22 protein-coding genes are annotated in these 23,912 nt (G+C 72.2%); 13 read left to right on the top strand and 9 right to left on the bottom strand.

The features are described 5' to 3' along the window. The first annotated feature begins 24 nt into the window (after positions 1–24). The 4 genes from WMF14_RS41700 (at position 25) to WMF14_RS41685 (ending at position 5,024) form a co-directional block, all read left to right on the top strand. On the top strand, positions 25–1,389 hold the full coding sequence (locus tag WMF14_RS41700) for a hypothetical protein (protein ID WP_437795837.1): 1,365 nt from the start codon (positions 25–27) through the stop codon (positions 1,387–1,389). Between the two features lie 57 nt (positions 1,390–1,446). Continuing rightward, positions 1,447–2,478, top strand: a complete 1,032-nt coding sequence (locus WMF14_RS41695) for an expansin EXLX1 family cellulose-binding protein (protein WP_437795834.1) — start codon at positions 1,447–1,449, stop codon at positions 2,476–2,478. A gap of 213 nt (positions 2,479–2,691) precedes the next feature. Beyond that, the gene (locus WMF14_RS41690; RefSeq protein ID WP_272102355.1) at positions 2,692–3,795 is read left to right on the top strand and encodes an alpha-hydroxy acid oxidase; all 1,104 of its coding nucleotides are present in this window, start codon (positions 2,692–2,694) and stop codon (positions 3,793–3,795) included. Between the two features lie 311 nt (positions 3,796–4,106). Beyond that, positions 4,107–5,024, top strand: a complete 918-nt coding sequence (locus WMF14_RS41685; RefSeq protein ID WP_272102356.1) for a metallophosphoesterase — start codon at positions 4,107–4,109, stop codon at positions 5,022–5,024. Positions 5,025–5,209: 185 nt separating this feature from the next. On the opposite strand, the gene WMF14_RS41680 is transcribed toward WMF14_RS41685, so the two are convergent. Both WMF14_RS41680 and WMF14_RS41675 read right to left on the bottom strand, forming a co-directional pair. Continuing rightward, on the bottom strand, positions 5,210–5,785 hold the full coding sequence (locus WMF14_RS41680) for a hypothetical protein (RefSeq protein WP_437795830.1): 576 nt from the start codon (positions 5,783–5,785) through the stop codon (positions 5,210–5,212). After that, the gene (locus WMF14_RS41675) at positions 5,782–6,123 is read right to left on the bottom strand and encodes a hypothetical protein (protein ID WP_437795827.1); all 342 of its coding nucleotides are present in this window, start codon (positions 6,121–6,123) and stop codon (positions 5,782–5,784) included. Before WMF14_RS41675 ends, WMF14_RS41680 begins: the two co-directional genes overlap by 4 nt. Positions 6,124–6,485: 362 nt before the next feature. Between WMF14_RS41675 and WMF14_RS41670 the strand changes: the two genes are divergently transcribed. Next, positions 6,486–7,247 carry a hypothetical protein gene (locus WMF14_RS41670; protein WP_437795824.1) on the top strand — a complete coding sequence of 254 codons (762 nt, stop codon included), beginning with the start codon at positions 6,486–6,488 and terminating at the stop codon, positions 7,245–7,247. A gap of 59 nt (positions 7,248–7,306) precedes the next feature. Here the strand turns inward: WMF14_RS41670 and WMF14_RS41665 are convergent, their stop codons facing one another. Further along, the gene (locus tag WMF14_RS41665; RefSeq protein WP_272102360.1) at positions 7,307–7,996 is read right to left on the bottom strand and encodes a Kazal-type serine protease inhibitor domain-containing protein; all 690 of its coding nucleotides are present in this window, start codon (positions 7,994–7,996) and stop codon (positions 7,307–7,309) included. An 850-nt stretch (positions 7,997–8,846) separates the two neighbouring features. Between WMF14_RS41665 and WMF14_RS41660 the strand changes: the two genes are divergently transcribed. Continuing rightward, on the top strand, positions 8,847–10,073 hold the full coding sequence (locus WMF14_RS41660; protein ID WP_437325505.1) for an ROK family protein: 1,227 nt from the start codon (positions 8,847–8,849) through the stop codon (positions 10,071–10,073). Between the two features lie 11 nt (positions 10,074–10,084). Here the strand turns inward: WMF14_RS41660 and WMF14_RS41655 are convergent, their stop codons facing one another. Further along, on the bottom strand, positions 10,085–10,522 hold the full coding sequence (locus WMF14_RS41655; protein ID WP_437795820.1) for a membrane spanning transport protein: 438 nt from the start codon (positions 10,520–10,522) through the stop codon (positions 10,085–10,087). Positions 10,523–10,537: 15 nt separating this feature from the next. Beyond that, entirely contained in the window at positions 10,538–11,317 is a 780-nt protein-coding gene (locus tag WMF14_RS41650) for a helix-turn-helix domain-containing protein (protein ID WP_437795817.1), read from the bottom strand. Positions 11,318–11,540: 223 nt separating this feature from the next. On the opposite strand from WMF14_RS41650, the gene WMF14_RS41645 reads away from it, so the two are divergent. Then, entirely contained in the window at positions 11,541–11,744 is a 204-nt protein-coding gene (locus tag WMF14_RS41645) for a CopZ family metallochaperone (RefSeq protein ID WP_272102364.1), read from the top strand. 57 nt (positions 11,745–11,801) lie between these two features. After that, positions 11,802–13,181: a GH1 family beta-glucosidase gene (locus tag WMF14_RS41640; protein ID WP_272102365.1), complete on the top strand. Its 1,380-nt coding sequence runs from the start codon at positions 11,802–11,804 to the stop codon at positions 13,179–13,181. Positions 13,182–13,600: 419 nt separating this feature from the next. On the opposite strand, the gene WMF14_RS41635 is transcribed toward WMF14_RS41640, so the two are convergent. Then, the gene (locus tag WMF14_RS41635; protein WP_437795815.1) at positions 13,601–13,939 is read right to left on the bottom strand and encodes a hypothetical protein; all 339 of its coding nucleotides are present in this window, start codon (positions 13,937–13,939) and stop codon (positions 13,601–13,603) included. A gap of 182 nt (positions 13,940–14,121) precedes the next feature. Beyond that, a complete protein-coding gene (locus WMF14_RS41630) occupies positions 14,122–16,290 on the bottom strand; it encodes a serine/threonine-protein kinase (protein WP_437795813.1) in 2,169 nt (722 codons plus the stop codon). A 114-nt stretch (positions 16,291–16,404) separates the two neighbouring features. Between WMF14_RS41630 and argS the strand changes: the two genes are divergently transcribed. Both argS and WMF14_RS41620 read left to right on the top strand, forming a co-directional pair. Further along, a complete protein-coding gene (gene argS / locus WMF14_RS41625) occupies positions 16,405–18,138 on the top strand; it encodes an arginine--tRNA ligase (RefSeq protein WP_437795810.1) in 1,734 nt (577 codons plus the stop codon). A gap of 242 nt (positions 18,139–18,380) precedes the next feature. Then, positions 18,381–19,613 (top strand): choice-of-anchor L domain-containing protein, encoded by a 1,233-nt coding sequence (locus WMF14_RS41620; protein ID WP_437795807.1) that lies wholly within the window; start codon positions 18,381–18,383, stop codon positions 19,611–19,613. A gap of 82 nt (positions 19,614–19,695) precedes the next feature. Here the strand turns inward: WMF14_RS41620 and WMF14_RS41615 are convergent, their stop codons facing one another. Beyond that, on the bottom strand, positions 19,696–20,208 hold the full coding sequence (locus WMF14_RS41615; RefSeq protein ID WP_272102370.1) for a hypothetical protein: 513 nt from the start codon (positions 20,206–20,208) through the stop codon (positions 19,696–19,698). A gap of 543 nt (positions 20,209–20,751) precedes the next feature. Then, positions 20,752–21,129, bottom strand: a complete 378-nt coding sequence (locus WMF14_RS41610) for a hypothetical protein (protein ID WP_437795804.1) — start codon at positions 21,127–21,129, stop codon at positions 20,752–20,754. Here WMF14_RS41610 and WMF14_RS41605 point away from each other — a divergent pair. The 3 genes from WMF14_RS41605 to WMF14_RS41595 all read left to right on the top strand — a co-directional run bounded on the left by WMF14_RS41605 (position 21,128) and on the right by WMF14_RS41595 (position 23,732). Further along, positions 21,128–21,340, top strand: a complete 213-nt coding sequence (locus WMF14_RS41605) for a hypothetical protein (RefSeq protein WP_437795803.1) — start codon at positions 21,128–21,130, stop codon at positions 21,338–21,340. The genes WMF14_RS41610 and WMF14_RS41605 overlap by 2 nt on opposite strands. 12 nt (positions 21,341–21,352) lie before the next feature. Continuing rightward, entirely contained in the window at positions 21,353–23,164 is a 1,812-nt protein-coding gene (locus WMF14_RS41600; protein WP_437795801.1) for an ABC transporter ATP-binding protein, read from the top strand. Positions 23,165–23,276: 112 nt separating this feature from the next. Beyond that, on the top strand, positions 23,277–23,732 hold the full coding sequence (locus WMF14_RS41595) for a helix-turn-helix domain-containing protein (RefSeq protein WP_272102373.1): 456 nt from the start codon (positions 23,277–23,279) through the stop codon (positions 23,730–23,732). Positions 23,733–23,912 lie beyond the last annotated feature (180 nt).

Raw genomic sequence — 23,912 nt, 5'->3', positions numbered from 1 at the left:
CCTGCTCGGAGTCGGGCTGCGGTGGTGAGCCATCCCCCCCTGCGCGCGCGCCTGCTCGTGCTGGCGGCGCTCGCCGCCTGCCGTGACGGCTCGGGTACGCCGGGCGCCGGGCTGGCGCCTGACGCGGGTGCTGCCGCGCCGGCGCCCTCCGTTGCGCCCACCGCGAGCGAGGCAAGCGCCCCGAGCGCGCCGTCGCTGGACGCGGGGGTGGCGGACGCAGCGGCACCGGACGCAGCAGCGGCAGATCCGGCAACGCTAGATGCAGCAGCGCCAGACGCGGCAGTTCCGGACGCCGCCGCGCTGGGCGCAGGCTGCAAGCTGCGCCGAGGGCCGCTCTCGCTCACGCTCCGGGGGCCGGCGCTGCTGTGGTCTCCTGACGAGGCGGAGCGCGCGGACTTCCGGGTGATCTTCAACCGCGACGGCGTGGCGCAGCACGTCGCGCCCTCGTTCGGCGGGCTCACCGCGCCGGGCTCGCCGCCCGCGGAGGCCGCGCCCGACGCCGGGGATGGCAGCGGCGATCCAGAGCGCGCCTCGTGGCCGGCGTGCGCGGTGGCCTCTCGGTTCGTGTACTGCATGGATCACGGCGGCACGATCCGGAGGACCCCGCTCGGCGGCGGCGAGGGACCGCCCATCGGCGCCGGGCGCCGCGGCACGGGGATCTCCGCCGTCGCCCTGCCCGGAGGGCACACGCTGCTCGCCTTTCTCTCGGATCGGAAGACGAGCGAGGGCGCCGTGACGCAGGCCTTCGCGGTGCTCGACGACAGGGCCGCCGTGCCGCTCTCGGAGGAGGGCAGCGGCGCCACCTTCGTCGCGCTGTCGCCCTGGAAGGGAGGCGCGCTGGCGATGTACATCGACGCGCGCTCGGCGCTGACGCCTGTGCACGCCCGCACGCTGGGGCTCACGGCGGAAGGCAAGCTCGAGCTCGGCCCCGACGCGGTCGTCTTCGTCGGCGACGCGGGGGAATCGCGGATGGGCGGCGCGCTCGCCATCGGCGCCGCCGGGCCTGCGTACGTGCTGCTGCCGGCGGCCAAGGACATCTCGGCGTTCGGCATGGCGACGATCCGCATCGACGAGGCGCCGCGCGACGACATGCCGGCGGTCTGGTCGCTCTACCCGAACGGGCTCAGCCCCGCGCCGATCGCGGCCACGCAGGGCGTCTCGCCGATCCATGTGGCCCGGGTCCGACCCGTCTCGCGCGAGCCCGGGGCGCGCCACGCGCTCGAGCTCGGGCAGCTCGACGGCGAAGGGCGGTTTCATGCGCGCTGCGTGGCGGTGGAGGGCAAGTCGTTCAAGCACGTGGCGATCGAGGCGGATCGCGGCGGCTCGCTGTGGATCGCGTACACGACGCCGGCCGGCACCTTCATCGAGCAGCGCGCCGCGGGGCCGTGATAAGCCAACCGCGTGGATTCGCGAATCCATCCCTATCGTAAATCTTAAGGAGTCGAGATGAAGCTAGGTTATCTGCCCAAGGGCATTTCATGGCCGCTCGTGTCGCTGATCGCGCTTGGCGCCGCCGGCTGCAGCGACGGCGGCGGCGGTGACGCCGGCAGCGCGGAGAGCGCCTCGTCCGCCGCCGGCGGGCCGGGCGGCGCGGGCGCGGTCGGCTCCGGCGGCGGAACCGGCGCAGGGGCAGGGGGCGGCGGCGCCACGACGGGCGCGGGCGCTGGCTCCGGCGGCTCCACGACGAGCAGCGCCACGTCGACGAGCAGCGGCGAGCCCGGCGAGACGGCCACCGGCGCGACCACCACGACGGCGGCGACCGGCGGCGAGCAGGCGGTGAGCTGCGATTATCCCGCGGCGTACGAGAACGGCTCCGTCACCTTCTACACGCTCGACATGGGCTCGACCGAGGTGAACTGCAGCTATCCGATCGTAGGGCGCAACCCGGACGTCGTCGGGCACGTCCCGTTCGAAGGAGGCAAGTTCTTCGCCGCCATGAACACCGCCGACTACAACGCGGCGGCGATGTGCGGCGCGTGCGTCGAGGTCTCCCGGGACGACGGGCGCAAGGTGCAGGCCATGGTCGTGGACCAGTGCCCGATCGCCACGAACCCGAAGTGCACCGCGGGCCACATCGATCTCAGCAAGAGCGCCTTTCTCAAGATCGGCGAAGAGCGCGAGGGGTATGTGGGGACCACCCACGGCGGCACGGGGGGGAAGATCTCCTGGCGGTACATCCCGTGTCCGACGACGGGCGCCGTCTCCTTCCGCCTCAAGGAGCCGACAAACAAGAACTGGAACCAGATCCTCGTCGAGGGGCACGCGCACCCGATCGAGAAGCTGGAGGTGGAGATCAACGGCACGTGGAAGACGGCCACGCGGGAGCCGTACAACTATTTCGTCGTCGGCGACGGGAACATGGGGAATGCGCCGTACCACGTCCGCGTCACCGACATCAACGGTTCCACCGTGGAAGCGATGCTGGAGCTCAAGGCCGGAAACCAGCCCGCGAGCGCGCAGTTCCCCGCCTGCAACTGAGCCCGAGGCCTGCGCCCCCTGCTCGAGCGCGGCTGCCCGGAGGCCCGGTGGTGGCCGCGCGCCTCGCGCGGCGCGGCCGAGCGCACACGGGCGCCGCGACCGCGCCCGGGATGCGGGGGAAGCGCGCTCGCCGGCCGGCTCGTCGCGGGGCTAGCTGGTAGGATGGCCGTCCCCTGCGGGCGGACGCGCCGCCGGGATCTCCAGGAGAACACCGTGCAAGACCCTCGCCCCGCCCCGTCGCTTCTCACCGTCGACGACTTCGAGCGCGCAGCGCGCGCTCGGCTGTCGAAGATGGCCTATGACTACTACCGATCGGGCGCCGACGAGGGCCGCACCCTCCGCGAGAACCGGCGCGCCTTCCGCCGCCTCGAGATCCATCACCGCGTCCTCGTCGACGTGGCCGAGCGGGACATGAGCACGACGGTGCTCGGCACGAGGGTGCCGTTCCCCATCCTGGTGGCGCCGACGGCCTACCAGCGCCTCGCGCACCCCGACGGCGAGATCGCCTCGTCGCGGGCGGCCTCCGAGCTCGGCACCATCTTCACGCTCTCCACCCTCTCGACGACGAGCCTCGAGGCGGTCGCGGACGCGTCTTCAGGGCCGAAGTGGTTCCAGCTCTACGTCCACAAGGATCGCGGCCTCACGCGCGCCCTCGTCGAGCGGGCCGAGTCCGCCGGCTACCGGGCGCTGATGCTGACCGTCGACACACCGGTCCTCGGCCGCCGGATAGCGGACGTGCGCAACGGCTTCGCGCTGCCCGAGGGGCTCGTGATGGCGAACCTCGTCGACGCCGCGTCGGCCGCGCCGGCCGAGGAGCGGGGCTCTCTGCTCGCGTCCTACGTGGCCTCGCGACACGACGCCTCGCTGACGTGGCGCGACGTCGGGTGGCTCGCCTCGCTCACGAGGCTCCCGCTCCTGCTCAAGGGCATCGTCAGGCCGGACGACGCGGTCCGCGCGCTCGACGCGGGCGCGGCCGGCGTCGTCGTCTCCAACCACGGCGCGCGGCAGCTCGACGGCGCCCCCGCGACGATCGAGGTGCTCCCGGCGATCGCCGAGGCGGTCGCCGGGAGGTGCCTGGTGCTGATGGACGGCGGTATCCGGTGGGGTACCGACGTGCTGAAGGCGATCGCGCTCGGCGCCCGCGCGGTGCTGGTCGGACGCCCAGTCCTGTGGGGACTCGCCGCGCTCGGCGGCGAGGGCGTCGCGCGCGTGCTCGCGGGGTTGCGCGATGAGCTCTCGATCGCCATGGCGCTCGCCGGCTGTCCTACCCTGGCATCCATCGATCGCGACCTGATCCGACGAGCTCAGGCGCGGTGATGGATGCCTGAGTCGCACGAGCGCGGAGTTTTCCAAGATCGGCGCTCTCCCCGTGTGCGTCCCGGCGGATGGCGACGATCACGGCGTTCACGTCGCCCATGTAACCCATGTAGACAGATTGTCTGCGCTCCGCTGAATCGAGGTGTCAAGGCGTCTTCGACGAAAGAAAAGGTGGCGGCCACTCGGCCTCACCCTTACACTCGGCCATCGTGAGCAGCGCAGTACCTGCGAGGGAGCGGTGGCGGAGGCTCTTCACGCGAGGCGCTGGCGCCTCCGGGGGGGTGCCAGCGCCCGAGGGAGCGGACCCGACCATGGGGATCCGGCTCCGGCGCTTCGCGGGGCCTGCGGCCTACCTCGATCAGGTGTCGTCGCTCCGGATTGCCCACCTGACGGATCAGCATGTCGGTCGCGTGACGTCGGTGCGGGTGCAGCGCGCGGCCGTCGCGCTGACGAACCTGCAGCGGCCCGACCTGGTCGTGCTCACGGGCGATTTCGTGTGTCACAGCCAGCTCTACCTCGATCAGCTGGAAGAGGTGGTGCGCGGCTTCGAGGCGCCGGTGATCGCCGTGCTGGGGAATCACGATCACTGGTCGGGCGCCGACGCGGTGAAGCGCGCGCTCGAGCGGGGCGGCGCCGCGGTGCTCTGCAACGCGAGCACGGTGATCACGCTGGGCCATGAGCGGCTCCAGGTGGTGGGGCTCGACGACGCGTATACCGGCCATGCGTCGCTCGAGAAGGCGGTGAAGGGGGTGCGGCGCGACCTGCCGACGCTGGGCCTCTCGCACATCGCGGAGGAGGCGGACGGGCTCTGGCGCCATGGCATCCCGCTGGTGCTGTCGGGCCACACGCACGCGGGCCAGGTGACGGTCGCGCGCCTGAACGAGCTCTCGATCGGCAAGATCGCGGGGCACCGGTACATTCACGGGCTCTACGGCACGCGCAAGCGGGGGGAGCCCGGCCAGGGGGCGGTCTACGTCGGTGCGGGGATCGGCGCGGCGGTGATGCCGTTGCGCCTCGGCGAGCGGGGCCAGCGGGAGGTCGCGATCTTCGAGCTCGGCAGCGAGCCGGGGTCGTTCGACGAGCACCACGCGGAGCAGGCGCCGCACCTGGGGCGCAAGCCGTCGCCGGAGCTCATGGCGAGCCGCGCGGCGAAGGTGGCGAGGAACCGGGAGCGGCGGGCGCGGGTGCACCGGCACGGCGAGGGCAGCGCCGGCGGCGGAGAGCCGTAGCGCCGCGGCGCCGAACACGACTTCGGGAAGTTGCCCCGGATCGGCAGAAAAACCGCCATGGCGCCAAGGCCGCCAAGGGGAGAGAGGAAGTGCCGTCTTGGCACTGTCCCCTCCCATCTCCCTGGTTTCTTGGCGCCCTTGGCGTCATGGCGGTTCGCTCCCTCGTCCGACTTCCCGCAGCAGCGCTAGTAGCGAAAGCCCAGGGCTCCCGAGGGCCCCCAGAGGATCGCCGAGGCGAGATCGACGTTCATCCGAGCCTCGAGGTAGATCGCGTGCTGATCGAGGGTGACGAGGTCGTAGCTCAGGTGCCCGCTGAACCCGAACGCCGCGGAGGTCATCGACGACGTTGACGTCGCGCGGGTCACCGCGAGCACGAGCATGCCAGCGCCTCCGCCGAGCCGGAAATCGCCGAGGTGGGTCTCCACCGCGAAGCTCGGGCGGATCATGCGCGCGGGGAGGCCGAACTCGGTGACGCCGACGAAGCCCTCGCACCCTCCCCAGAGCGCGACGTGCTCGAGCGTGCCCCCGGCGGCGGCGCCGAAGCTCGCTCCATAGATGGCGAGGGAATAGAAGCTTTGCCACGAGCCCCCGGCGTAGAACTTGGCGCCGAAGCCGCGCCTCCACCCCTCCGGGCCCCCGGGCGCGGGCGCCCCCGGAGGAGGCGGCGGCTCCTGCGCGCTGGCGAGGGCGGGGGCGAGGAGCCCCGAGAGCGCGGCCGCGACGCCCCATCGTCGCCTCGACGAGCGGATACGCCGCCTCACCGGCACACCACCGGGCGCGCGACGCCCGTGCTCCCGCCCTCGGCGAGCTTCATGCGCGTGGCGGCCTGCTCGCAGACGTTGCTCGCGACGAGGTCGCCGCACTCCCTGTCCTGGATGCACCGGCTCTCGTCGGCCGTGAGCCACAGCTCCTCGTCCCCGTTGCAGCCGACGTTCTGCCGGCAGAGCGCGGGAGTCGCGGAGAACGACGGACAGCACTCCTCGAGATGCGCAGCCGCGTTCTCGCACAGGAACTCCTGCTCGCTGATGCCCATCCCGAGGGCGAGCGGCGCGAGCAGGAGGACGCACAGGATTCGACGGGCAGAGATCCAGGATCTCACGTTCAACCTCGCTGCAAAGCGCGAAGGCGGCGCGGCGGAGCGCGGCGCCCCGGGCGCCATGGCATCCTACCGCGAGCGCACGCCCATGTCCGCATGTCCTCGGTCTCGCTCCCCCGCACGCTCGAGGAACCCCGCGGGTCGGTCGATTCGCGTTGACGCCCGTCATGTGAACGTTCACATTGTCGACCGCACGTCCTCCTTTGGCTTCGTCCGGTAGTGCACCGGACCGCTCACGACCCTGACATGGCCACGCGAACGAGCCGTGATACCAAGGCAACGACGTTTCGCGTCCCGAGCCTCAACTGCCGGCGCCCTCGCCGGACTGGTGTAAAATGAGAATCTCTTTGATCGTGGTTCCTGCGATGATGGTCCTTCTCGCCTGCGGCTCCGATTCCGACCCGCCCGCGGACGACCAGGCCAGCGCCAGCACGACGGGCGCTGCGGGTTCGGGCGGGGGAGCCTCGACGGCCGCCAGCACGAGCGCCTCCAGCAGCACGAGCGCCTCCAGCAGCACGAGCGCCTCCAGCAGCGCGAGCTCCGTCGGCAGCGGCGGGGCCGGCGGCAGCGGCGGGGTCGGCGGCAGCGGCGGCGGCGAAGAAGAGAACCTGCTCGCCGCGGCCGACAGCATCGACGGCTTCCGCTGGGAGATGCCGTGCGACCGGGACCCGGGCAACAGCGACGAGTGTGCGTGTTCGGCGCAGGTCGACGAGACCAAGACGTTCGGCGGCTCGCCCGACACGGTCTATCTGGTGACCGTCCGGCTCCGCGGCGTCGTCGAGCCGGAGACCTACAAGGGCGGCACGTCCGACGGCATGCACTTCCGCGTCGGCGGTGCGCCCGACCACGGGGAGTACAACCGCTACAGCATCTCCGTCTCCGATCCGGCCGAGGTCTACTGGCTCAACGATAGCCCCAACGTGGGGCACGACACGTTCAAGATCGACCACACGAAGACCATTCCGATCCGGGGCGGATCCAAGGTGTCCTTCAAGGGCGAGGATCCGAATGACATCAGCATCACCAACTTCAAGCATCTGGTCGTGGACGGCGTCCCCCCGGCGCCCCAGCCGTTCAACGGTCAGTTCATCCAGCTCGACGTGCAATCCGTCGAGAAGAAGCCGTGACCGCGCGCCGCCCGCGCTCCTCGCGCTCGAGCAGCCGCGGAGCGGGGCGGCGATCTCGCTCACTCGATCGGCGCGTCCACGCACGCGCCCCGCGCGTCGACGGAGGTGCCGCTCGCGGCCGCCGTGCACGCGTTGGCGTACGTCTGGCCGTCACAGCCGCACACGGGCGCGAGCTCCTTCGTGCAGACATCGGGCTTCTCCGCGCATCTGCCGGACGCGTCCGCGCGCCCGCAGATCGCGGAAGGCGCGTACTTGCAGTAGAGCCCCTCGCCGCACACGCGCGGCCCGCCGAGGGTGAAGCCGCCGCAGCTCTCGCCGACCCCCACGATGGTGGGGCCGCACTCCCCCGCGCTCCTCACCGAGACGCCGGCCGTGGCCGCGACGCAGCCGTTGCTGTACGTGCGGCCATCGCAGCCGCACACCGGATCGTAGTCCTGCGGGCACGCGTCGGGCATGAGCGCGCACGTGCCGCTCCGGTCGTACGCGCCGCAGTTCGCCTCGGGGGCGAAGTCGCAATAGAGGCCCACCGCGCAGCGTATGCCGGCGATGCCCCCGCACATGGCGCCGGGCCGCGCGAGGCTGAAGCGGCTCTCGTGCTCGGAAGTCGCCGGTGCAGCCGCCACGTCGCTCACCCCGAGCGCGCCCTCGTCGGCCCCGGTCTCCTCCGCGTCCGCGACCTCATCGGATGTCGCCGTGCAGGCGGCGAGCGTCACAGCGAACACTGCACCCAGAACGTCTGCCATCTTCATGATCGTGAAAACTCCTCGTGAGGATGCCGCCCGGCGCTCCGGGCGTCTCCTCGGCATTGCGCATCGCGCGCGAGCTGGGCAAAGCGTCGCTGCGCGATGTCGCCGTGTCCTCCAACCCCTCGAGCCCTTGGCTCGACCTGGGACGACAGCGCGTCGGCATGTCAGGACTCCAGCGCCTCGACGATCGCTCTCCTTCACGCCCCACGGCGTCTGCGCTCATCGACTCGATGTCTGCTCGCTTCCCGCGTTTGCCGTTTGTCGTTCATTGGACGTCGAGGGCCGATGAGCGTCTGCCGTCTGTCATCCACCGCTTGTTGTTCGTTGCTGTCTGCAATCGGTGTTCCCTGCGAGAAGAGATGAGCCCGCCCGCCGCGGAACTTTGCGGCGTCGCGGGAGCGGGGAGCGCGGCGATCGTCAGGTCCGGGCGGGTCGAACGCCGAGAGGACCGCGCGCTCCCTGTTTCTACCTCACAAGGGGTGATGCGGCGTTCCGCCACACGGAGGTGCGGGCTGTAGGAGCCCATCCCCCGAAGCGGGGCAGTTTGCTACGTGGAAGGCGGGAGGGGCGCTGCGCGGCGGCCGTCTCGGGCAGCGGCGATTGTGATGCTGACATAAGCAGCTCTGACGCGCCGCGGGGTGGGGGCGTCGAGGCAGCGATGCGCTCGGTGAGCGAGAGGAAGCGGGAAGACGTGGCGGAGAGGCGGGGAGGAGCGGGAAGCGCGCGTGACGCGCGTGAGGGGCGGGGAAGCGCGGGAGACCACGAGCGCTCGCCGCGCGCGCTTTCGTGACAGCTCGGTTGCGACCCCCCTTGCTTTTGCTGTGCGAGGACGGCTAAGTCTGGTTCTGCTCGAATGGTCCGTGCCAGCGACAAGACGGCGAACAACCGCACCCCTCGGGAGCTCAACCGCTCCCTCGTCCTTGACCTCGTGCAAGAGCACGGCCCGATTTCCCGCACGAACCTCGCGCGGTTGAGCGGGCTGACCAAGCCGACGGTCTCGGCCATCATCGAGGAGCTCCTCGACAGCGGCAGCGTCCGCGATGTCGGGAGCGAATCGCGCGGCGGGCGCCCGGCGCGGCTCCTCGAGTTCAACGACGACAGCGCCGCCTTCCTCGGCATCGAGATCGGCGTCGAGCAGACGGCCGTGGCCGTGGCCGACGCCCGCGGGCGGCTGCGGGCGCGCCTGGAGCAACCCACCGTCCTGCGCGATCCGCACCGGACGGTCCGCGATATCGTCGAGCTCTTGCCAAAGGTGCTGCAGCTGAGCGGGGTGCCGCGGAAGCGGCTGCGCGGCGCCTGCGCGGTCTTGCCTGGGCTCATCGAGCGGCCGAGCGGCGTCTGCGTGCTTGCGCCCAACCTGGGCTGGGAGCGGTTCCCTGTGCGCGCGGAGCTCAGCCGCGCGCTCCGCATGCAGGTGCCTGTGTACAACCTGCCTCAGGCGGCGGCGGTGGCGGAAGGGGAGCTCGGCGCGGCGCGGGGGCAGGCGTCGTATGTGTGGATTTACGTCGGGCTCGGCGTCGGCGCGGGCCTCGTCGCCGATGGACGCCTGTTCTTCGGGATGCAGGGGTACAGCGGTGAGATCGGCCATTGCCGCATTGCGGACGACGGCCCGCCTTGCGGCTGCGGGCGCCGCGGATGTCTTGAGACGTTCGCCTCGGTCATGGCGCTCCGGCGCGCCGCCGAGGCGGCGTCGGCGCGCTCACCCCAGCTCGCCGCGCTCGCTCGCCCGCACGCCGTCAGCGCCATCGCGAGCGCGGCGCTCGCCGGCGACGAGAGCGCCCGCGCGATCTTCCACCAGGCGGGCACGCAGCTCGCGCGCGGCATCGCGGTCCTGCTGAACCTGCTCAACCCCCAGCTCGTCGTGCTGGGCGGCGAGCTGCTCGCCGCGCCCGACATCCTCCTCGCCGGCGTGCGAGAGGAGCTGCCGCGCCACGCCGTCCGCGGCGCGGACGTGCCGGTCGTCGCCTCTCCGCTGGGCAGCGAGGCGGGGGTGCTCGGCGCCCTCCTGCTCGCGCGCGAGGGCGCGGTTCGCTCGCTCCGCCTCGTGCCCGACGGCGTGCTCCAGGACAGCGCGCCGTAGGTGATCGGGCTCTAGGCGGGCGAGGCGCGCTCTCCGCGCGCCGCGTCGCCGCCCATCGGCGCGCGGGTGCGCGACCCGGCGCGCCCCTCGGCGAGCAGCGGCGCGAACGCGTGGCGATCATGCCAGGTGAGGGCGCCGAGCAGGCCGAGGAGGATGACGGCGTTGATGCCGGCGCGGGGGTCGAGCAGCAGGTGGAACAGGGCGATGTTCACCACGACAGGCCATAACAGCGCGAGCGCGAGCGGGCGGCGGCGGTCGAGCAGGAGCAGGACCGCGGCGGCGATCTCGACGACCTTGACCGCGTGGATGTAGCCGCTGTCGACGAGCAGCTGGATGAACGGGTGGAGCGGCTCGGGGACCGGGACGATGCGCACGAATCCGTTGATGCCGCCGAGCAGGACGATGAGGCCGAGGGCGACGCGGGCTGCGCCGACAGCGCGGGGGGGCATGGATCCTCCTTGGGTTCAGGGGATCACCATGGCCCCGGCCGTGGCTGTGGCTTGTACGAAGTGGCTGCGAGCGACCGAGCCCGGCGTGCGGCCCAGCGTCGCGACGACCGCGCGCGCCAGGTGGGCCTGGTCGTGGAAGCCGCCGGCGAGCGCCGCCTGCGCCAGCGGGGTGCCCTCCATGAGCGCCCGGATGGCCGTCATCACCCGCAGGAAGGTCACGTAGTCGCGCAGCGGGTGGCCGAAGGCGCCGTGAAACAGGTGGGAGAGCCGCGAGCGTGAGAGGCCCTCCGCGGCGGCGAGCGGGCCCAGCGCGGGGCGGCCCGGCGCCTGCTCCGCCAGGCGGCGCATGGCGCGCAGCACGCGGCGATCGGCCGGCGGGCCGCCCCGCGCGAACGCGCCGGCGCACGTCCTCATGAGCTCGTGCGTCGCCGCGTGATCGAGCCCGCTGCGGAGCACGTCGCGCGCCGCCGCGCGCGCCCGCTCGGCCTGCGCACCCTCGAGGGCGAGCACCCGCCCGCGGGCGGCCGCCTGGGCGCCGGCGCCGAGCCCGTCGGGCGCCAGGAAGACCGTCACCGTCGCGCCGGGAGATCCGATGGAATGGGCGACCCCGGCGCCGGTGAGCACGGGCGCGCGCACCTCGAACGGCCGCCCGATCTCGGCCTCGATCTCCAGAGGACCCTCGACCGGCACCACCAGCTTGACCAGGTGGAGCGCATGGCGGCGCGTCCCCCCGGCGCCCTCGATGATGTGCACGCCGCCGTGGCCGACAAGCGCCGTGTGCTCGAGAGCCGTCACGCTCGAGAGAACATCACCGGGGCGCGGGCGGCGCAACCGATGCAACTGGCGCAACCGATGCGACCGATGCAACTGGCGCAACCACGCAGCAGCGGAGCGCCGGCGCGCGCTGGAGAGGGCATTTCCTGGGCGGTTCCGGAGGACTCTTGCGTCGAGGGCGCTCCGCGCTGGCGCGCCGCGTGCCCTCGTTGACGCTGCCACCTCGAGCGGGCATAGGGGGGAGATGCGCAGAATCGCTATCGAAGGGATGACGTGCGGCCACTGCGTCCAGGCGGTCTCGAAGGCGCTCGCGAAGGTCCCTGGCGTGACGCGGGTGAGCGAGGTGAGCCTCGAGCGCGGAGAGGCGGTCGTCGAGGGGAGCGCGACGGAGGAGGCCCTCCTCGCGGCCGTGCGCGAGGCCGGCTACGAGGCGCGCGACGCCGGCTGACGCCGCGGTGCGCCGCGGTGCCGAGACGCGGCCGCCTTTGGTATGGTGGCGGCCACCATGACGCGACAGCAGAGCGAAGAGGGCTTTCCGGAAGGGTTCCTGTGGGGCGCCGCCGCGGCGTCGTACCAGATCGAGGGCGCCGCGTACGAGGACGGCAAGGGGCCGTCCGTGTGGGACATGTTCTGCAAGAAGCCGGATGCCGTGTGGAACGGCCAGACGGGCGACGTCGCGTGCGACCACTACCACCGGTACCCGGAGGACGTCGCCCTCATGCGCGACATCGGCCTCCGCGCCTATCGACTCAGCATCTCGTGGCCGCGTGTCCTCCCAGAGGGCACGGGCGCCGTCAACGAGCGCGGGCTCGCGTTCTACGATCGCCTCGTGGACGCGCTGCTCGAGGCGGGCGTCGAGCCCCACGCCACGCTGTTCCACTGGGACTTCCCTCTCGCGCTCTACCACAAGGGCGGGTGGCTGAACCGCGACAGCGCCGACTGGTTCGCCGAGTACACGAGCGTCGTGGTCAGGAAGCTCGGCGATCGGGTGAAGGACTGGATGACGCTCAACGAGCCGCAGGTGTTCGCCGGCGCCGGCCACTACGAGGGTCGCCACGCGCCCGGCGACCGGCTGCGCTTCGCCGAGGTGCTCCGGGTCTGCCACCACGTCTTGCTCGCGCACGGCAAGTCGGTGCAGGCCATCCGCGCGTCGAGCCCCGGGAAATGCAACGTCTATTATGCGCCCGTCGCGCAGGTCAAATACCCCGCGACCTCGTCACCGGAGGATCTGGAGGCGGCGCGCGCGGCCACGTGGTCGGTGAACGCTCGGACCACGTGGACCAACACGTGGTGGATGGATCCCGTGTTCTTCGGCAGGTATCCCGAGGACGGGCTCCGCCTGTTCGCGAAGGAGCTCCCCGAGGTCCGGAGCGGGGACATGGAGATCATCGCGCAGCCGGTCGATTTCTGCGGCGTGAACGTCTACTGGGGAGTCCCGGTGCGCGCCGGGGCGAACGGCGCCGCCGAGGTGGTGCCCCACCCGGTGGGGCACCCGATCACCGCGTTCGAGTGGTCGGTCACCCCCGAGTGCCTCTACTGGGGGCCCAGGTTCTTTTACGAGCGGTACAAGCGGCCCATCGTGATCACAGAGAACGGCCTGTCCACCCGGGACTGGATCTCGCTCGACGGGAAGGTGCACGACCCCCAGCGCATCGATTTCATGGCGCGCCACCTGATCGAGCTCCGCCGGGCGATCGCCGAGGGCGCGGTCGTGAACGGCTACTTCCACTGGTCGATCATGGACAACTTCGAGTGGGCCCACGGCTACAAACACCGCTTCGGCCTCGTCTTCGTCGATTACCCGACGGGCAGGCGGGTCCTCAAGGACTCGGCTCACTGGTATCGTGAGGTCATCGCCTCGAACGGCGCGACCCTCGGGGGGTGAGCGGGGCCGCGTCGCGCGCAGCGCCTCGATGATCTGTGGCGTTAACGAGGCTCGTTCGGTCACGTTCAGGGCACGAATGCTGTCCCCCCACCAGTCACCAACGTGAACGTGAACGTTTACGTGGTCGTGGTCGTGGTCGTGGTCGTCAACGGCAGGCCGTGAACGACCACGACCACGACCACGTGAACGTTCACGACCACGTGAACGTTCACGACCACGACCACGACCACGACCACGTAAACGTAAACGTTCGGATGTAGGAGAACGCGGCGCGAGCTTGATTAAGGCCGAGGGGAGGGTCGTGGTCTCCGTCAGCCGCAGAGTGAAGGCGGTGTGAGGAACCGCCACTCGCCCGGCATCGCCGGGCGAATGGCCGTGTCACCGGCGCACGCTGCGCGTCCGTGCCTCGAAGGAGCGCCTCAGGAGGCAATCGGCTCGTCGCCGTCTTCGTCCTCGTCGTCTTCTTCTTCTTCTTCTTCTTCGTCCTCGTCTTCGAGCGACTCGTCGCCTCCGCCCGCCAGGTCGTACCCGTGCGGGTCGAACTCATCGAACATGGCCTGCAGGCGCCCGGACAGGGAATCCCATGTATCAGGCGGCTCGCTCGCCTGGCGGTCGCGCTCGGCGAGGGCGAGCGCGGCGGCGATCACCGACGTCAGCGGGCGCGCGTCCTGGAGCACCGCGACCTTCGAGGCGTCGCCGGTGCACGCGTAACCCAGCAGATACGCCCTGTAGATCTCCTCATTCGTCTTGTCGCTCATTCCTGTTCCTTCGTTCTTGTCGTCCGCAGGTCGCCCGTCGCCCCGTCGCCGTGCTCTGGCCTCCTGGGCGCCGTGGAACCCGGGGGCGCGAGCCTAGCCCATCTCGGCGGCCCTCGGGGCCGCCTCGCGCCGGGAGCCCGCGCCGCGCGGGAGCGGTCGGCTCACGCGCGGGCGCGGTCGGCTCAGTAGCGCAGCCGGTCCCGCAGGGCGCGCACCGCGTTCTCGAGCCCCGCGTGGTGGTGGAAGCAGCACTGCCCGATGCGCGGCTGGCACTGCGACGAGCGGAGCATCTCCAGGAACACCAGCGCGCGCGCGTCCCCCTCGAGCGCCGCGCGCTCGAAGAGCGCCTCCTTGCGCCGGCAGGGGGCCTCGCGCAGCGCCACGGCGATGCGCAGCGGGACGCTCGCGCGCTTCAGCACCTCGGGGCGGCGGAGCAGCGCCGCCGCGCGCTTTCCGCCCTGAGTGCCCCCGTAGCCGCTCGCGATCTCGTAGGCGATGTCGAGGCCCTCCGGGCCCAGGCGGCCCTCCAGCGCGTCGAAGATCGCGTCCGCGCGGCCGTCGGTCCGGTACGAGCTCTTCACGGCGACGGCGGCCGCGGCCGTCATCACGTCGCGTTGCTCGAAGGCGGCGCGATCCTTCTCGAGCAGCGTGAGCAGCGCGCTCTCCGCGTCGCCCCACCGCTTCGCCCGGACCGCCGCCACGAGGCGCTCGCGCTCGGCCGGGAGGCCCGCACCCTCGATCGGCGCCGTGCCGGCCGACGCCACGCCCGTGTCCGGCGCCGCGGCATCCGCTTCCGGTGCCGCCGCGCCCGCGTCCGACGCCGCCGCGGCGTCGGCCGACCCGGGGGCCGAGGCGCTCGCGACGGGCGCCGCGGAGGGCGCTTGCGGAGGGGGGGCGAGGGCGTCCTGCGCCTGGGCGGCCGGCCCCCCGGCGGGGGCCGCCTGCGCCGCTGCGGGCGCCGCCTGGAGCTCCGGGCCGGCGGCCGCCGGGGCGCCCGCGCGCAGCCAGCCTGCGCCCGCGGGCAGCCGGCCGAGGAGCAGCGCGCCCGCCGCGCCCATCGCGGCCACGGCGGCCACCCCGAGGAGCCAGCCCCACGCGCGCCTCCGCGCTCGCGGCCGGCCTCCTGCCGCCCCGCGCGCTGCCTTCCCGGGCGCCCCGCCGTCGGCTCCGGCGGCCCCGAGCTGCAGGCCGAACGCATCGGCCTCGGCGCTGCCGGTCGCCGCGCCGCCGGCCGCGGCTCCCCGGGCCGCGGCGCCGCCGGCCGCGCCCGCGCGGTCTTGCCCTGCCGGCAGCTCGGGCGGCGCGGCGTGCGGGATCGCGCGCAGCGGGTCGCTGAGCCGCCACGCCCCGCTCGAGAGCGGCTCCTTCCAGGGGAGGAGGCCGAGCGCCTCGGACCTCGGCACGGCCGCGTCGAGCGCCGCGAGCAGCGCGCGGGCGTTCGCGGGGCGCTCCGCCGGGTCCTTGCGCAGGATGCGCATCACGAGCGCCTCGAGCTCGCGCGGCGCCGCCGTGCCCGGGGCGCGCAGCCGGAGCGGCGGCGGCGCCGTGTGGATCTGCTCGCGGAAGATCTCGACGGGGAGGATCGCGTCGAACGGGTGCTTTCCGGCGAGCATCTCGTAGAGGATGAGCCCGAGCGCGTAGAGATCGGAGCGCTCGTCGACGTGATCCATGCCCTGCGCCGCCTCGGGCGCCATGTACGCGAGCGTGCCGAAGACCATGCCGCTCAGCGTGATCCGGCCGGCGTCGGGCCGCGCCTCGCTGCTGTGCGCGTCCGTCGTGGAGAGGCGCTCGATCGGCACCTTCGCCAGGCCGAAATCGATGAGCTTCACCGCGTCGGTGCCGTCCTCGACCATGACGTTGCGCGGCTTCAGATCGCGGTGGATGACGCCGCGCTCGTGGGCCGCGGCGAGCGCCGCCGCGATCTGCCGCGCGATCTCCGCGGCGCGCGGGGCGGGCACGGGGCCCTTCTTGATGATGCGATCGAGCGTCGTGCCGCGGACGTGCTCCAGCACGAGGAACCGGGAGCCGTCGGGGAGGGTGCCGAAGTCGGTCGCCGAGGCGATGTTCGGGTGCTGGATGTGCGCGCCCGCGATCGCCTCGCGCTCGAACCGCGCCGTGAGCTCCGCGGATCCCCTCGCCTCGGGCAGGAGGAGCTTCACGGCCAGCCACTTGCGCAGGAGCAGGTGCTCGGCCTTGTAGACCGCGCCCATCCCGCCCGTCGCCACGAGCTCCACGATCCGGTACCGGTCCGAGATGACCGTCCCGACCAGCTGGGCCGCCGCGCTCTCCGCGAGCGCGTTGCTCGCGGCGGGCGGCGGATCGCCGGGGGCAGGGGGCGGGGAAGCGCTCACGTGAGGCGTGAACTGTCCGGCCTACCCCGATTTTTGTCAAAGGTGCGCTGATGTGGCGGTGCCGCTCCGGCTTGCCTATTGAATTGGCCGGGCGCCCGGGCCAAAGGATGCGCCATGGCCGATCCCGTCCACGCCCTCGCCCGCGCATTGCAGGCGGCGATCACCGCCGCGTTCGGCGCCGAGCACGCCGCGGTTGATCCTTCCCTGCGCCGCTCCACCCACGCCGACTACCAGGCGAACGCCGCCATGGCGCTCGGCAAGCGCCTCGGCAGGCCGCCGCGCGAGGTCGCGGCGGCGATCGTCGCGGCGCTGCAGCTCGACGGGATCTGCCGGAAGGTCGAGATCGCGGGCCCCGGGTTCGTGAACCTGACGCTCGAGGATGCGTACCTCACGCGCGAGCTCGCCGAGACGGCGGGCGGCGGCCGGCTCGGGATCGCGCCCGCGGCGCAGCCCGAGACGGTGATCGTCGACTACTCGGGCCCCAACGCCGCGAAGGAGATGCACGTCGGCCACCTCCGCAGCACGATCATCGGCGACGCCCTCGCGCGCGTGCTCGAGGCGCTCGGCCACCGCGTGATCCGCCAGAACCACCTCGGCGACTGGGGCACGCCGTTCGGCATGCTGATCGAGCACATGCTCGATCTCGGCGAGGCCGCGGCCTCGCAGGAGCTCTCGGTCGGCGATCTCGACGCGTTCTACCGCCAGGCGCGCGCCAAGTTCGACGGCGACCCGGCGTTCGCCGAGCGCTCGCGCCGGCGGGTCGTGCGGCTGCAGGGCGGCGACGAGCAGACCCTCGCGCTCTGGCGGCAGCTCGTGCGCGAGTCGACGCGCTACTTCGAGTCGGTCTACCGCCGCCTCGGCGTGACGTTGACCGACGCGGATTTCGCCGGCGAGAGCTTCTACAACCCGATGCTGCCCGACGTCATCGAGGAGCTCGGCCAGAAGGGGCTGGCGCGCGAGAGCGAGGGCGCGCTCTGCGTCTTCCCGGCCGGCTTCACGGGCAAGGACGGCGCGCCGCTGCCGCTCATCGTGCGCAAGCAGGACGGCGGCTACGGCTACGCGACGACGGATCTCGCGGCGATCCGCCACCGCCTCACGACGGTCGGCGCGCGCCGGATCGTCTATGTCGTCGGCGCGCCGCAGAGCCAGCATTTCGCGATGGTCTTCGCGACCGCGCGCGAGGCGGGCTGGCTCGCGCCGCCGGCCCGGGCCGAGCACGTGGCGTTCGGCTCGGTGCTCGGGGCCGACAAGAAGATGTTCAAGACGAGGAGCGGCGACACCGTGAAGCTCTCGGACCTGCTCGACGAGGCCACGGAGCGCGCGTCGAAGGTGGTGCGGGAGAAGAACCCCGAGCTCGACGCCGAGGCCGCGGACGCCGTGGCGCGGGCGGTCGGCGTCGGCGCGGTGAAGTACGCCGATCTCTCGAGCGACCGGATCAAGGACTACGTGTTCGACTGGGATCGCATGCTCGCGTTCGAGGGGAACACGGCGCCCTACCTGATGTACGCGCACGCCCGCATCCGGTCGATCTTCCGGAAGGCGGGCGTCGAGTCGCCGCGCGAGGCCGGGATCGTGCTGAGCGAGCCGGCGGAGCGGGCGCTCGCGCTGGAGCTGCTCCGGTTCGGCGCCGTGCTGGAGGACGTGGCCGCCACGCTCGAGCCGCACCGCCTGTGCGGTTACCTGTTCGAGCTCGCGGGGTCGTTCACGACCTTCTACGAGCGCTGCCCGGTGCTCCGCGCCGAGAGCGACGAGGTGCGCCGCTCGCGCCTCGCGCTGTGCGATCTGACGGCGGAGGTGCTGGCGAAGGGCCTCGGCCTGCTCGGGATCGAGGCGCCGGAGCGGATGTAGAGCGGCCGGCAACGGCGCCCGTCCCTGTCTGCGTTCGGCGGGCGCGCGTCTGCGTGAGCTGCGCGTCTGCGTGAGCTCCGCGCTCGCGTGAGCTGCGCGTCTGCGTGAGCTCCGCGCTCGCGTGAGCTGCGCGTCTGCGTGAGCTCCGCGCTCGCGTGAGCTGCGCGTATTCGAACCGAGGTTGCGCTCGCCCGCTCGAGGTTGCGTGGGACGTCGGTCCGTTCCCCATGGCAAAGTGCAGCATGATCGAACAACCGATCGCTCTCCCCTGCACCGGCATGGCCGTGATGGCGGTGCTCGCCGTTGCACTCGGGTGCTCCGCGGTGGGCGGCGCGTCCGCGCAGGGGGGCGGGGGAGACGGGCGCGGTGAGCCCGCGGGGACCATCGGCGAGGACGCCTCCGACGGGCTCGATGAGCCGGGCGAGCCAGGGCTCGGCCCCGGTGGCGCAATCCCTGTCACGGATCCCAACGTGGACGGCGACGGGGACGGGTTCACGCCCGCGGAGGGCGACTGCAACGATGTCGATGGAAATGTGAATCCAGGCGCGATCGAGGTCGAGGTCACCGAGCCCGACGCGAGCGGCCATATCCCCGCGCCGGCGGACGAGGATTGCGACGGTGTGATCGACAACGTGCCGCCACCGTGCGACGAGGGCCTCGCGCTGGAGGACTTCGATCCGGTGGACGGGGCCAAGGCGATCGACCTCTGCGCCGTGGCGTCCCGCGAGGACAGGCGGTGGGGCGTGCTCTCCGCGAGGTATGTCCGCGGGGACGGCTCGTCTGCAGAGCGGTCGCCCGCGGTTGGCGTCTTCGATGGGTTCGGCCCCAACGTGCGCGTGCAGGGCGGCGCGCGCCTGCTCGCGCTCTCGACGGGGAGCGCACGCCTGCCTGGCCACCCCGACGCCTGCTGGTCCGAGAGCTGCTCGAGCTACGGTGCCGGCACAGCGCCCCCCGGGTTCCCTCAGGACAACCCTGCCTGTCCTCCGTCCAGCTTCATCAACGACGACATCGGCCTCGAGGTCGTCCTGCGCGCTCCGACGAACGCGACCGGCTACGAGTTCCTCTTCAAGTTCTATACGTTCGAATACCCGGAGTGGGTCTGCGAGGACTTCAACGATCAATTCGTCGCGCTGGCCACGCCCGCGCCTCCCGGGTCGTACAACGGCAATCTCTCGTTCGACGGGGAGGGGAGGCCGGTCAGCGTCAATATCGCGTTCTTCGATGTCTGCGACGGATGTCCGCTCGGCTCGGGCGAGCTCGTGGGGACGGGGTTCAGCCCGCGCCACGACGGCGGCACCCGGTGGCTCAAGACCCGCGCGCCGGTGCGCGGCGGCGAGGAGATCTCGCTCCGGTTCATCCTGTTCGACACCGGCGACGATCGCTTCGACTCGACCGCGCTCATCGATGGCTTCCGCTGGATCGCGACCGGCGGCACGGTCAGCCTGGAGACGGCGCCCGCGGTCAATCCCCTCTGAGGCGAGGGGGCGCTCCTCCCTCGCGCCGACGCCTCGTCGGGGTGGGGTCGCGAGGCCTGGTCGCCTCGCCGGGCGCTCCGGGCTACCGGCACGTCAGGCAGTCCCCCCCGCAATCCACGGCGAGCTCGCTTCCATTCAGGACCCCGTCGTCGCACGAGGGCGCCTGGCAGACACGCTCCCTGCACACGCCGGACGCGCAGTTCTCGCCGGTGAGGCAACCCTCGCCCGCGGGGCAGAGCGGGCATGAGCGCGTGCCGCAGTCGATGCCGGTCTCGAAGCCGTTCGCCACGCCGTCGACGCAGGTCGGAGCCTGGCAAACCCCCTGACGACACACGCCTTCCTTGCAGTCGATGCCCGTCTCGCACGAGGCGCCGAAGCCGCACGGCTGGCACGAGCCGCCGCAGTCGCGGTCGGTCTCTCCCTCGTCCTCATCCGTGACGTCATTGCTGCAGTGCGGGGGGATGCAAGCGTCCGCCGTGCAGGTCCAGCCCTTGAGACACTCCTCGCAATTCCAGATCTGGATGACACCACCACTCCCCTCGCAGGAAAGGAAAAAAGGCGCCGTCAGCCCCAATGCAATGACGCGTCGAAGCATGGTGCTCGCTCTTCTCGTAGTTGATGGTCTGGTGACGATGACAGTACATCATGCACGGGCATCGAGGGCACCGATCTGGCTTTTTGCGAGCGGATTTATAGCATTCCGGACTGCCGGTCCGGATTGCCAAATAATCGACATGAAAGAGCTCCTCGGTGCGCGGGCGCCTGGATCCGACGAGCGGAGATCGGACACGCAGAGATGGGACGTGCAGAGTAAGGCGGGTGAGGAGAGGGGACGAGGCTCATCCACCACACGCCACGCGAGAGGAGCCGCAGCGGCCGTTCTCTACGGATCGGCAGGAGCGCGCCGTTCGATGGCTCTCGCGCCCGACAGGACCGCACGGAGCGCGCCGGCCGGACGGGGATGGGAAGGCGATGGGTGGAGCGGGCTGGGAGGGGGCCTTGGCTCCTTGGCAGGGCGGCGCGCTCCTCACGCGAGGCGGCGCGCGCCGCGTGGCGGGGCCGCGCGCTCCTCACGCGAGGCGGCGCGCGCCGCGTGGCGGGGCCGCGCGCTCCTCACGCGAGGCGGCGCGCGCCGCGCTCAGGTGCGGGCGGCGGCGCGGCGCGCCGTGACGAAGGATCGCGCGCAGAGCGCGACGTAGCCCGCCGAGAGGACGGCCATCACGGACTGGGCGATGACGGCCGGCGGGCGCGCCACGTCGCCGCCGGAGAGCAGGGTCGGCAGCTGGGCCAGGCCGCGCGCGGAGCCGAGGAAGCCGAGGACGCCGACCATGGCCGACGCGTGCATGGCGTGCATGCGGTACCTCTCCTGTCGCGCGAGCAGGCCGAGCCCGATCGCGACGACCCCGAAGCCGGCCGGGATGAGCGCCGTCGGCGCGCTCGTCGCCGCGAATCCTCCGACGCCGAGCGCTGTGAGCAGCGCTCCGTAGCCCATGGTCAACGTGGACATGCTCGACATGAAGAGCCTCCTTTTCGGAGCCCCGGGATACCGCGCCGGGCGCGCGCCCGCCACCGCGTCCTGCCTGCTCGCCCGCCCGTCGAGCGCCCGCGCTCGCGCGCTCGTCATCACCCGGTCCGGGAGGCTGCCCGTGGTCGCCGCGTTCGCGTCCTCGGCCCTCGCGCCCTCGCGCCCTCGCGCCCTCGCGGGCGGGGCGCCGCGGCGTGGTTAGAATCTGCCGTCCATGCTCGGCCTCTCCCGCCTGCGGGACAGCTTTGCCTACACCCCACGGACGCTCCAGCTCGTCTGGCGCTCGTCGAAGGCGGCGAGCGCCGCCCTCGGCGCGCTCACGCTCGCCGCGGCGGGGCTGCCGCTCGGGGTGGCCTACGTGGGAAAGGCGATCACCGACGCGGTGGTCGCCCGCGATGAGCGCGCGGCGATCGTGTGGGTCTCGGTCGAGCTCGGCCTCGTGGCCGCGCTCGCGCTCGTGCAGCGCGGGCTCTCGCTGATGCGGCAGCTGCTCGGCGCGCGGCTCTCGATCGACATCCACGGGATGATCCTCGAGAAGGCGCTCTCGCTCTCGCTGGTCCATTTCGAAGACTCGGAGTTCTACGACCAGCTCACCCGCGCGCGCCGCGAGGCGTCGTCTCGCCCCGCCTCCGTCGTGACCGAGAGCTTCTCCCTCGTGCAGAACCTGATCACGCTCGCGGGGTACGCCGCGCTGCTCGTCGGGTTCAGCGCCCTCGCGGTGATCGCGCTCGTGCTCGCGGCCGTCCCCGCCACGGTCGCCGAGGCTCGCTTCTCTGGCGCGGCGTTCCGCCTCCGGAACTGGCGCTCTCCCGAGGCCCGCCAGCTCAACTATCTGGAATACGTGCTCGCCAACGACGGCCACGCCAAGGAGGTGAAGCTCTTCGGGCTCGGGCCGATGTTCCTCGAGCGGTACAAGGCGCTCGCGACGTCGTTCTACCGGGAGGACAGCGCCCTCGCGGTCCGCCGCGCCGGGTGGTCCTACGGCCTGTCGCTCCTCGGCACCGCCGCGTTCTACGGCTGCTATGGCGCCATGGCGGCCGGCGCCGCGGCGGGGAGGCTCTCGCTCGGCGAGATGGTCCTTTACGTCGCCGCCTTCCGGCAAGGCCAGCAGGCGTTCCAGGCCGTCCTCGCCGGCGTCGGCGGCATGTACGAGCACAACCTCTACATGTCGAATCTCTTTCAGTATTTGGCCATCCCGACCGGCGAGCCGACCGCGCTGCCGGCCGGCAGCGGAGGCGCGCCTGCGCCCCTGTCGGCCGACGGCGCGCACGACCGGGGCGTGCGGTTCGAGGGCGTCGGCTACCGGTATCCTGGCCAGTCGCGCTGGGCGCTCCGGGGGATCGATCTCCACATCCCGAGCGGCCAGAGCCTGGCGCTCGTCGGGCACAACGGCGCCGGAAAGACCACGTTCATCAAGCTGCTCGCGCGGCTGTACGAGCCCACCGAGGGGCGAATCCTGCTCGACGGCAAGGATCTCCGCGCCTGGGAGCCCGACGCGCTCCGCCGGAGGATCGGTGTCGTCTTTCAGGACTTCAACCAATACCAGCTCACGCTGCGCGAGAACGTCGGGCTGGGCAGCGTCGAGCACCTCGCGGACGAGCCGCGCGTCGCGCGCGCGGTCGCCGAGGGCGGCGCCGACGAGGTCGTGACGACCGTGCCCGGGGGCCTCGACGCGCAGCTCGGGCGCTGGTTCAAGGGCGGCGTCGAGCTGAGCGGCGGGCAGTGGCAGAAGGTGGCGCTCGCGCGCGCCTTCATGCGCGAGCAGGCCGACCTCCTCGTGCTCGACGAGCCGACCGCGGCGCTCGACGCCGAGGCCGAGCACGCGGTCTTCCAGCGGTTCCGGTCGCTGTCGAAGGGGCGGACGACCATCGTCATCTCTCACCGCTTCCCGACCGTGCGCATGGCCGACCGAATCGTCGTGCTCGACGGCGGGCGCATCGTCGAGGAAGGCACCCACGACGAGCTCGTCGCCCGTGGCCAGCGCTATGCCCGCATGTTCGCGCTGCAGGCCGAAGGGTACCTGTAGCGCCGCCGGCGCGGCGCGTTCGGTGCGCCGGCGAGCGAGCGGCGCGCTGCTCACGCGAGGCGGCCTGCCTTCTCGGGGGCTCAGGCGAGCTCTGCCTGCTAGGCTCGCGCTCATGCGCGACACGCTCCCCAAGGAGGTCGGCCAGGCGGTCCACATCCTCCGGTTGCTCCGTGGGCTCAGCATGCAGGAGTTCGCGGAGCGGGCGCAGCTCTCGGCCACGTACCTGCGGCAGGTCGAGCGAGGCGAGCGGGATCTCGGGCTCGGCGCGCTCGGCCTGATCGCCCAGGGGCTCCAGTGCGAGCCGCGCCTCCTGCTCCCCGGCGACGGGCGCAGCCCTGTCGCATCCATCGTGGCAGAGCGCTTTGACCAGGCCGAGGAGACGCTCCAGAGCGCGATCCTCTTTCTGCTCATGGAGCCTGACGATTCACCGAGAAAGCAAGCAATGCTCGCCCTCGCCAGCGAAGACCCGGAGCGCGCACGCCCGGCAGCTCCGCCCAAGTCGCCCCGGCCGGAGCGCGCTTTTTCAGGGCGTATTACTCCGCCGTCGAGCCGTCGTTCCGGAAAGTGATAGACCTGCCTCGCGCGCTCCGTGGCGCCGGTCCGCGCTGGCGACGGCTTCCGCGCGCCTGAGACCTCTGTTACTGTCCCCGCCAACCGATGTTCCCCGCGCCGTGTCCGGGGGTGTCATGGACTCGAACCTCGTGCCGGAGGTCCGACGCAGTGAGCAGAATCTTTTGGGCTGATCCAA

Source organism: Sorangium sp. So ce693 (assembly GCF_051521375.1).
GTDB classification, from domain to species: Bacteria; Myxococcota_A; Polyangia; order Polyangiales; family Polyangiaceae; genus Sorangium; species Sorangium atrum.
The sequence above is the reverse complement of the archived record's forward strand: the minus strand, read 5'-3'. Positions and strand labels throughout refer to the sequence as shown.

Bases quoted from the DNA above. Each gene is read 5' to 3' on its own strand.
- WMF14_RS41655 (WP_437795820.1), bottom strand. From the start codon at position 10,522: ATGCCCCCCCGCGCTGTCGGCGCAGCCCGCGTCGCCCTCGGCCTCATC.
- argS (WP_437795810.1), top strand. From the start codon at position 16,405: ATGGCCGATCCCGTCCACGCCCTCGCCCGCGCATTGCAGGCGGCGATC.
- WMF14_RS41665 (WP_272102360.1), bottom strand. From the start codon at position 7,996: ATGAAGATGGCAGACGTTCTGGGTGCAGTGTTCGCTGTGACGCTCGCC.
- WMF14_RS41615 (WP_272102370.1), bottom strand. From the start codon at position 20,208: ATGCTTCGACGCGTCATTGCATTGGGGCTGACGGCGCCTTTTTTCCTT.
- WMF14_RS41595 (WP_272102373.1), top strand. From the start codon at position 23,277: ATGCGCGACACGCTCCCCAAGGAGGTCGGCCAGGCGGTCCACATCCTC.
- WMF14_RS41605 (WP_437795803.1), top strand. From the start codon at position 21,128: ATGAAGAGCCTCCTTTTCGGAGCCCCGGGATACCGCGCCGGGCGCGCG.
- WMF14_RS41635 (WP_437795815.1), bottom strand. From the start codon at position 13,939: ATGAGCGACAAGACGAATGAGGAGATCTACAGGGCGTATCTGCTGGGT.
- WMF14_RS41640 (WP_272102365.1), top strand. From the start codon at position 11,802: ATGACGCGACAGCAGAGCGAAGAGGGCTTTCCGGAAGGGTTCCTGTGG.
- WMF14_RS41670 (WP_437795824.1), top strand. From the start codon at position 6,486: ATGATGGTCCTTCTCGCCTGCGGCTCCGATTCCGACCCGCCCGCGGAC.
- WMF14_RS41645 (WP_272102364.1), top strand. From the start codon at position 11,541: ATGCGCAGAATCGCTATCGAAGGGATGACGTGCGGCCACTGCGTCCAG.
- WMF14_RS41600 (WP_437795801.1), top strand. From the start codon at position 21,353: ATGCTCGGCCTCTCCCGCCTGCGGGACAGCTTTGCCTACACCCCACGG.
- WMF14_RS41685 (WP_272102356.1), top strand. From the start codon at position 4,107: ATGGGGATCCGGCTCCGGCGCTTCGCGGGGCCTGCGGCCTACCTCGAT.
- WMF14_RS41610 (WP_437795804.1), bottom strand. From the start codon at position 21,129: ATGTCGAGCATGTCCACGTTGACCATGGGCTACGGAGCGCTGCTCACA.
- WMF14_RS41620 (WP_437795807.1), top strand. From the start codon at position 18,381: ATGATCGAACAACCGATCGCTCTCCCCTGCACCGGCATGGCCGTGATG.
- WMF14_RS41660 (WP_437325505.1), top strand. From the start codon at position 8,847: ATGGTCCGTGCCAGCGACAAGACGGCGAACAACCGCACCCCTCGGGAG.
- WMF14_RS41695 (WP_437795834.1), top strand. From the start codon at position 1,447: ATGAAGCTAGGTTATCTGCCCAAGGGCATTTCATGGCCGCTCGTGTCG.